This window comes from Catonella sp. (genome assembly GCF_052169795.1).
GTDB lineage: Bacteria > Bacillota > Clostridia > Lachnospirales > Lachnospiraceae > Catonella.
On record NZ_JBQNBU010000080.1, the window covers coordinates 1 to 8,825 of the forward strand.

10 protein-coding genes are annotated in these 8,825 nt (G+C 34.1%); 9 read left to right on the plus strand and 1 reads right to left on the minus strand.

The genetic code is table 11. The annotated features are described in order from the left end of the window. The 9 genes from ACTTKP_RS09820 to ACTTKP_RS09860 form a co-directional block, all read left to right on the plus strand. Positions 1-272, plus strand: a 272-nt coding sequence (locus ACTTKP_RS09820; protein WP_442553727.1) for an ACT domain-containing protein, incomplete at its 5' end; no start/stop codon positions are given. Continuing rightward, positions 265-1,128 (plus strand): L-serine ammonia-lyase, iron-sulfur-dependent, subunit alpha, encoded by an 864-nt coding sequence (gene sdaAA / locus ACTTKP_RS09825; protein WP_442553728.1) that lies wholly within the window; start codon positions 265-267, stop codon positions 1,126-1,128. The genes ACTTKP_RS09820 and sdaAA, both read left to right, overlap by 8 nt. 63 nt (positions 1,129-1,191) lie before the next feature. Beyond that, entirely contained in the window at positions 1,192-1,935 is a 744-nt protein-coding gene (locus ACTTKP_RS09830; protein WP_442553729.1) for an ABC transporter ATP-binding protein, read from the plus strand. Between the two features lie 16 nt (positions 1,936-1,951). After that, positions 1,952-2,359 (plus strand): hypothetical protein, encoded by a 408-nt coding sequence (locus ACTTKP_RS09835; RefSeq protein WP_442553730.1) that lies wholly within the window; start codon positions 1,952-1,954, stop codon positions 2,357-2,359. Beyond that, positions 2,359-3,306 carry a hypothetical protein gene (locus ACTTKP_RS09840; protein WP_442553731.1) on the plus strand — a complete coding sequence of 316 codons (948 nt, stop codon included), beginning with the start codon at positions 2,359-2,361 and terminating at the stop codon, positions 3,304-3,306. The genes ACTTKP_RS09835 and ACTTKP_RS09840 overlap by 1 nt, the downstream gene beginning before the upstream one ends. 7 nt (positions 3,307-3,313) lie before the next feature. Continuing rightward, positions 3,314-4,207, plus strand: a complete 894-nt coding sequence (cdaA, locus tag ACTTKP_RS09845; RefSeq protein ID WP_442553732.1) for a diadenylate cyclase CdaA — start codon at positions 3,314-3,316, stop codon at positions 4,205-4,207. After that, a complete protein-coding gene (locus tag ACTTKP_RS09850) occupies positions 4,204-5,586 on the plus strand; it encodes a CdaR family protein (protein WP_442553733.1) in 1,383 nt (460 codons plus the stop codon). Before cdaA ends, ACTTKP_RS09850 begins: the two co-directional genes overlap by 4 nt. Positions 5,587-5,606: 20 nt before the next feature. Next, positions 5,607-6,383: an ABC transporter permease gene (locus ACTTKP_RS09855; RefSeq protein WP_442553734.1), complete on the plus strand. Its 777-nt coding sequence runs from the start codon at positions 5,607-5,609 to the stop codon at positions 6,381-6,383. Between the two features lie 19 nt (positions 6,384-6,402). Then, the gene (locus ACTTKP_RS09860) at positions 6,403-7,545 is read left to right on the plus strand and encodes a CDP-glycerol glycerophosphotransferase family protein (protein WP_442553735.1); all 1,143 of its coding nucleotides are present in this window, start codon (positions 6,403-6,405) and stop codon (positions 7,543-7,545) included. Positions 7,546-7,613: 68 nt separating this feature from the next. On the opposite strand, the gene ACTTKP_RS09865 is transcribed toward ACTTKP_RS09860, so the two are convergent. Then, positions 7,614-8,825: undecaprenyl-phosphate glucose phosphotransferase (locus ACTTKP_RS09865; protein ID WP_442553736.1), on the minus strand; the 1,212-nt coding region annotated here is incomplete at its 5' end.

Genomic DNA, 8,825 nt, shown 5'->3' on the forward strand with positions numbered 1-8,825 from the left:
GAATAAAGGTAAATAAAATAGATGGGATAGAGGTTAATTTTTCAGGAAGTCTGCCAACACTTATAGTAAACAATATTGATGCTCCGGGACATGTAGCAGCAGTTACAGGAACTTTATCAAGGAGTGGATTTAATATTGCAAATATGCAGCTTTATCGCAATAAGAGAGGTGGTACAGCAGTTATGATTGTAGAGATGGATCAAAAAATGTCGCCTGAACTTATAAAAGAAGTTGAGAATCTGAAAGGAGTACTTAGAGTAACTTATGTATGATTCGCTTGAAGAAATTGTGTCAGTCTGTGAATATGAAAATATAGCATTTCCAGACCTTATAATTAGGGAAGATGCTTCTGATACAGGAATTACTGAGGATGAAGGAATAGCTAAGATGCATGTTATGTGGAAGGCTATGCTGGAGGGAGCAAGGACTTATGATCCTGCCCTTAAATCAAGAAGTGGGCTTGTTGGTGGAGATGGCTTGAAAATGCAGGAATATAGAGTTAAGGGTGAAACGATTTGTGGAGACTATATGGCAAGGGTAATACAGGCAGCTATTGAAACATCTGAATCAAATGCTTGTATGAAAAGAATAGTTGCAGCACCTACTGCCGGTTCCTGTGGAGTGCTTCCTGCTGTGCTTGTGCCTTTTTATGATGAATATAAGGTATCAGATGATGAGATGGTAAGGGCACTTTTTGTAGCAGCCGGTGTAGGAGAGGTGGTTGCCAAAAGAGCTTCTATTTCCGGTGCTGAAGGAGGCTGTCAGGCTGAAATGGGTACTGCGGCGGCAATGGGTGCTGCTGCCCTTGTATATCTAAAAGGTGGAACACCAAATCAGATGATCATAGCTGCAGGTATTGCTATTAAAAATATGCTGGGTTTAGTGTGTGACCCGGTTGCCGGATTAGTTGAAGTTCCATGCGTGAAAAGAAATGTAATTGGAGCTGTAAATGCCTGTTCAGCAGCTGATATGGCACTTGCAGGCATAGTGGTAAGAATTCCGCCGGATCAGATTATAGATGCGATGAAAGATGTTGGAGACAGCTTAAATTCAAGATTTAAGGAAACTGCAAGGGGAGGTCTTGCCATAACACCTGAAGGAATTAAATTAAAAGAACTCATTAAGTAGCTTGATACATAGATGAAATAGTGGTAAAATTATCTTTTAGAGTATGTTAAAAGGAATAAGGTAATGGGCAAATTTGCGATTGAAGTAGAAAAAGTAGGAATGAAATTCAATATGAGTTCCGAAAAAGTAGATGATTTTAAGGATTATTTTATAAAATTAATAACACGGCAACTGAATTACAAAGAATTCTGGGCATTAAAAGATATTTCGTTTAAGATTAATAAAGGTGATAGGGTAGGGATTGTAGGACTAAATGGTGCAGGAAAAAGTACACTTTTGAAGGTAATTTCAGGCGTATTGAAACCTACCGAAGGTAAGGTAAAGATTTCAGGTAATATTGCACCTTTACTGGAGCTTGGAGCCGGCTTTAATAAACAATATACAGGTGCTGAGAACATATATTTGTATGGGGCTATGCTTGGATATTCTAAGGCATTTTTAAATGAAAAATTTGATGAAATAGTTAAATTTTCAGAACTGGGAGATTTTATTAATGTACCGGTAAAAAATTATTCATCAGGTATGAAATCAAGACTTGGATTTGCTATTGCGACTATAGTAGAGCCTGATATACTTATTTTGGATGAAGTTCTCTCAGTCGGGGATGCTAAATTTAGAAAAAAAAGCACCAAAAAGGTGAAGTCAATGATAAAAAATAATGTTACCGTTTTGTTTGTATCACATTCAATTGATCAGGTTTTAGATCTTTGTAATAAAGCTATCCTTTTAGAGAAAGGAAGGCTTTTAGCTTATGGAAATGCCGGTGATATAGCAGAACTTTATCAAAAAAAACTTGATGAAAAATAAAAATTAGAGGTATTGCATGATAGTAAAAGATAAAGTGAGCCTTATGTCAAAGATGGCTGTGTTTGAAAATTCATCTGAGGGTAAGGCAGCCTTAAAAAAAATGAGTTTCTTTAAGTCTGATTATATAAGGTGGGAGATTTTAAAAACAGCAGCAAGTGTAACAGTTGGCTATGCATTGATTTTAGGATTGATTATACTCTATAATCTTGAATATCTTATAAAAAATGCAACTAAACTGGATTATAAATTATTAGGGACAAAAATTCTTGGTATCTACCTTGTTGTCATTGTAATTTATCTGGTATTTACATTGTTTTACTCTACCTATTCTTTTGACAGGAGCAAAAAAAGATTTATAAAATATAGTAAATTAATGTCAAAACTGGATCGAATTAATTATGAAGAAATGGAGGGGGACAATTAATGATACAGCTTCTTTTAATACGAGATAGTATAAAAAAAGTACTGCAAAAATATAATATGGCAATAATTCCCGTACTTAGATTTATTACAGCTTTTTTGACATTTTTACTTATAAACGGACAGCTGGGATATAATGAAAAATTTACAAGTGTCTCTATGTTGGTATTGCTTTCAGCGGCATCAGCCTTTCTTCCTATGGGAGTTACGGTATTTTTTGCAGGTGCTTTAATGATATTGCATATATATTCTGCTTCGATGTTTTTATCGTTAATTTTTATTGTTATTATTGCAATATTGTACTTTATGCTTATGCGTCTTGCACCGGGATATAGTTTGCTTATTATTGCGATTCCGGTGTTGTCATTTTTCCATCTTGAGGCACTTGTTCCTCTTGCCCTAGGACTTATAGGTACTCCGATTGCAATTTTTGCTATGATTCCGGGAATTATAGTATCAATCCTTTTTGGAGTGATTAAAGAGGCTATAAAAATGTCAGCAGGAAGTGTTCAGATTGAAGATAATTTGCAGACATATATTTTTGTAATAAAGTCACTTATTGAGAATAGACTTATGATGTTAATGATAGTTGCTGCAGTAGTTATATTTTTTGCTACATATATATCTAGAAAACTTGCGGTATCACATTCTTATATATTGGGAATAATATCCGGTATGATAGCTAATTTGATAGTTATGATAGTTGGAGGACTGTTATTTGATGTAAAAACAGATATTTTATGGGTACTTTTGGGAACTATTTTATCAGGAATATTATCCTTTGTAGTACAGTTTTTTAATTATATTTTAGACTATAGCTCAATTGAACATTTACAGTTTGATGATGATGATTATTTTTACTATGTTACAGCAGTACCTAAGCTTTCAGTTACAACCCCGGATGTAAATATCCTTAAAATTAATGGTAATGAAGAAGCAGGGAAGGAATGAGTATTAGATGGAAACAATTATAGAAACAATAAGTGATTATTTTACTTGGCTTACTTTGCCTGCGTTTAAAATTACTGATGTTTTAGAAATACTTATTTTAGCATTTATAATTTATAATATTATAAAATGGGTAAAATATACAAGAGCATGGACTTTATTTAAGGGGTTGCTTGTTCTACTTGCGTTTTCAATGTTTGCAGCATTGATGCAGTTTGATGTTATTTTGTGGATAATAAGAAATACTATAAGTGTTGGTATAATTGCACTTGTAATTTTGTTTCAGCCGGAGCTTAGGAGAGCTTTAGAGGAACTTGGTAAAAGAAAATTGTTTCCAAATTTTATCAGTTTGTCTGATGCAGATGACAATAACAGATTTTCTGACAGAACCATAGAAGAACTTGTCAAAGCCTCTTTTGAACTTGCGAGAAACAAGACAGGAGCACTTGTTGTTATAGAGAAAAACTCAAGTCTTATAGAATATGAAAAAAGTGGAATTCCTGTTGATGCAATTGTCAGCAGTCAGCTTTTGATAAATATTTTTGAGCATAATACTCCGCTTCATGATGGGGCAGTTATTATGAAAGGTGACAGGATAGTTTCTGCTACCTGTTATTTACCTTTATCTGCAAATATGTCCCTAAGTAAAGAACTGGGTACAAGGCATAGGGCGGCAGTGGGAGTAAGTGAGGTCACAGACAGCCTTACTATAATAGTTTCTGAGGAGACAGGAAAGGTTTCGCTAGCTCAGGATGGTAAGATAATTAGAAATGTAGATGGTGGAAGGCTTAAGTCTGAACTGGTTCAATTTCAGAAGCTGGATCCTTTTGCTCAGGAAACTAAATTAAAATGGCAGAAGGTTAGAAAACATCTGTTTCGTAATAAGCAGGATGGAGATGAATGATTATGAAAAACCTGTTTACTGAAAATATAGGACTTAAACTAGGTTCGGTAGCTATAGCAATTATATTATGGATTTTAGTTGTGTATACCTATGATCCGGCGGCTACTACTAATTTTACATTGGGAGTAGATATTATAAATGGTGACTCAATAGCATCTTCCGGCAAGGTATATGAAGTAATAGAAGGAGACACCATTACAATAAAAGTGAAGGCAAATGCGAGTTTGATTAAAAACTTAAGAGCTTCAGATTTTAAAGCAACAGCCGATGTATCTAAACTGTCACCTACTTATCATGCTAATATTGATGTAGTATGCACCAAGTCTGATAATGTAGAAGTTATGATTATAGGAAATGCAAAACTTTTAGCAGTAAGGCTTGAAGACCTTGTAAAAAAACAATTTCCTGTAACTGTAGATAAGTCAGGAAGTCCGGAGTCGGGATATTATGTGGGTGAAGCCATTGCGAGTCCTAATCTTATAACTGTAAGCGGCGGTAAGAAATCTGTTGAAAAAATAGCCGTTGTTAAAGTTAAGGCTGATATAGACAGAGCTTCCAGTTCTTTCTATGCAGAAGGGAAGCCTAAGGCTTATGATGCTGATGGCAATGAAATTACCACCGGAAGTCTGAAGTTTTCGGATAATCCGGTAAAAGTGGCAGTTAATGTATATCAGACAAAGAATGTTGCTATTTTTGTGGAAACAACCGGGGAGCCTTATAAGGGATATTCTGTACAAAGCATTGATTATGAGCCTAAATCGGTTACGGTGGCAGGTCCTGCAGAACTTCTTGCAAAGCTTAACAGTATAAAACTTCCTATTAATGTAACTGATGAAATTACAGATTTAGAACTTTCAATAAATATTTCTGAATTTATAAAGGAAGGGTTGTATTTGGTAGATAAGGATGTCGTTGTAAATGCTAAATGCAATATTGTCAGGTTGGGTACTAAAGAATTTGAACTTTTGACTTCAGAAATAAGCTTGAATAATAAGTCGGATAGATTTAATTATGAATTTACAGAGCCGGAAAGGCTTAAAGTAACATTAAGCGGTTTATCTGATAAATTAAAAGATATTGAAATTTCCAGTCTTGCTCCTTATATAGATTTAGCAAATATAAAAGAAGCAGGAAGCTATTCTTATGTTGTAAAGTTTAAGGATATTGATGGAGTAAAAGTTGAAACGGATAAGGCAGTAACAATCAAAGTTACAGGTAAAGAGGACTCTTCAGGTAGTACGGTTTCAGAAAGTGCAGTGGATGTACCTACAAACTCAGCAATAGAAAATGGTGATATGTCTCAGGATAAAGACGATGGAAGTTTAGAATCAAATACCGGAGAAGATACCAAAGATAATATTGAGAATGTGGATGAATAATGTATTTGTGGAGGAAAATTTTGCTGAGAGTAATTAAAAATTTCAAAAAATTCAGATTTTTAATCTTTGAATTAGTAAAAAAAGATATTAAATTAAAGTATAGAAAATCATATTTGGGTATTTTATGGACCTTACTTGAGCCGCTCTTGACAATGATAGTACTCACAGTAGTGTTTTCGGGATTTTATGGAAAGAGTGACAGATCTTTTCCTATATATGTGCTTTCAGGAAGACTTTTGTACAGCTTTTTTTCAACGGGAACTAAAGCTGCCTGCAAGTCTATAAGGAGTAATGCTTCAATAATTAAGAAGGTATATGTTCCTAAATACATATATCCATTTTCATCTATTGTAGCAAATTATCTGATATTTTTAATATCATTATCAGTACTGGTTGTAGTTTCACTGGTGTTAGGAGTATATCCTACAAAGTATATATTTGCTGCATTAATACCACTTGTGACACTTTTCTTTATGACAATAGGTGTAGGAATGATACTGGCTACAATGGCTGTATTTTTTAGGGATTTGGAATATCTTTGGGATGTAATGCTTATGTTGATTATGTATTCGTCAGCAATATTTTATAATCCTGCAAAAGTGATTAAAAATGGTTATGGCTGGATAATTCAGTATAATCCTGTTTATGCCTGTATAGCCAACTTTAGAAATGCAATTTATGGAAGTCCGATTGACGGTTGGAGTCTGTGGTATTCTGTAATCATAGCTCTATCGAGTGTTATAGTAGGATTAGTTGTATTTTATAAAAAGCAGGATCAGTTTATATTAAATATATAATAGCTAGGATAATTGACCAATGAATATTAAAGAACTTACATACGCATTGTTTGCAGTAAATTATAAGTTAGGCTCATTACTTCCTGTTGCTAAAAATTTTGTTTTTTCGGTTATGACACATGATAGTTCCCCAACAGGGAATATTATGGCATTGACAGGATATATGGGAAAGAGTGGAGATTATAAATTTTATTATATTACAAAAGAGGAGAGAAGGGCAGTTTTTCATCTCCTTTTTGTGGTGCCGTTTTTAATGAGTCGTGCTGAGCTTATTCTTATGGACAATGCTTTTATGCCAATGTCTTTTTTTAAGGTTAGAAAAAAAACTAAGGTAGTTCAGCTTTGGCATGGGACAGGAAGTATTAAAAAATTTGGGCAGGACAGCAATACCGGTAGGATTAAGGAGTTGGAGCAGAGGATAAACAGCAATATTGATTCTCTTATTGTTAATTCTGATATAATGATTAATCAATATGCAGGAGCGTTTGGAGTTGATGAGTCAAAAGTGTATGCAACGGGACTTCCAAGGACGGACTGGCTATTAAGACTTGTTAATGATGGAGAAAAAACAAGAAGACTTGATGATATAAGGAATAAAATTGCACACTTTACAAATATTGTTTTACAAGATAAAAAAATAATCTTATATGCACCCACTTTTAGGGATGAAGAAGTGAAAGAGCCTAAATTACACCTTGATATTATGAAGCTTGTGGGAAGTCTTAGTAATGATACCATAATATTTTTGAGACTTCATCCGTTTGTAAGCAGCTTATTTAATAATAGTGATTTAGGAGACAGGATATTTAATGTATCCGGTTACCCTGATTTAAATGAACTTATGGCGGTTGCAGATGGTCTTATAACAGATTATTCTTCATTGATTTTTGATTATTGTATACTTGACAGACCGATGTATTTTTATGCTGATGATATTGTAGAGTTTGGTTTGAAAGGAAGAGGATTTTATTTAGACTATACTAAGGAACTTCCGGGAATTATACCTGTCTCAGAAGAAGAGTTAGGTAAAAAAATAAACAATGATTTGTCGGGCGAAGAAGGTGAAGAATTTAAGCTAAAAAGAGATGAGTTTGTAAGAAAATATTATAAGTGGACGGATGGAAATTCGGCTCAAAGAGTATATGAGACAATAGTAGAATGATTATAAATGTAAAAAAGTGCTGCTACTTAAATAGTTTATTTTTAGGCGACAGCACTTTTTTGTACTTTTTAATAAGCATTTTTGTTGATAAAACCTTTAAAAAATGTAAGGAATAGTATTTTAAAATCTAATCCCAATGACCAGTTCTCTATATAGTATAAATCACAGTCTATTCGTTTTCTTATTGAGGTATCGCCCCTAAATCCGTTTACCTGTGCCCAGCCGGTTATACCGGGACGTACTTGATGTTTTACATTGTAGCGTGGGATTTCTTCCTGAAACTTTTCTACAAAGAAAGGGCGCTCAGGTCTTGGGCCTATGAGGCTCATATCACCTTTTAGTACATTGAATACCTGAGGCAGTTCATCAATACTGGTTTTCCTTATTATACTTCCTATCCAGGTAACTCTGGGGTCATTTTTAACTGTCCAAGCCCTTTTTTCAGCACCGGAGTCTTGAAGCTTCATAGAACGGAATTTATACATATTAAATTCTTTGTTATGAAGTCCTATCCTTACTTGCTTGAAAATTAAAGGTCCCGGTGAAGTAAGTTTGATGAGTATACTTACAATCAGCATAGGTATTCCGAAAACTAAAAGCATGCATAAAGCACCAAATAAGTCAACTATTCTTTTTATGAATTTATTGAAAGAATTGCTAAGAGGAACATTCCTTATATTTATGACAGGAAGTCCATCTATATCTTCAGTGTGAGCTGTTGTAGGTATTACATTGTTGTAATCGGGTACAAACTGTGTATGTACTCCACTTTTTTCGCAGATTGCAACTATATTTTCAAGTTTGTTATAGTCACGAAGTCTTAGAGTAATGGCTATTTCATCCAGCTTATGAAGAGAGCATATACTTTCAAGTTCTGAAATATTACCCAGTACCTTTATGCTGCGATATTCAGAATACTTTGTTTTTTCATCATCTAGGATACCTAGAATTTCATATCCCCACTGTGGATTTGATATGAGCCTGTCAATATAACTTTCTGCAGCAGAACTATATCCGACTATAAGCATATGTTTTTGGTTAAAGCCCTTTCTCCTCGCTGCATGGAGAAGTTTTCTTAGGAAGAAACGAAAAGTCCAACCGAAAAAAACATTTACTCCATAAAAAATACTTATAAAAGAACGTGAAATATCACTTTCTTTTAATAAATAAAGTAAAACAGGAAAGGTAAGTACGGATATGGTATTTGCTTTAAAAAAGTTCCACATTTCAAATCTCAGTCTTATTTGGCGCATAGGAGAATAAACTCCCGATACAGAGTA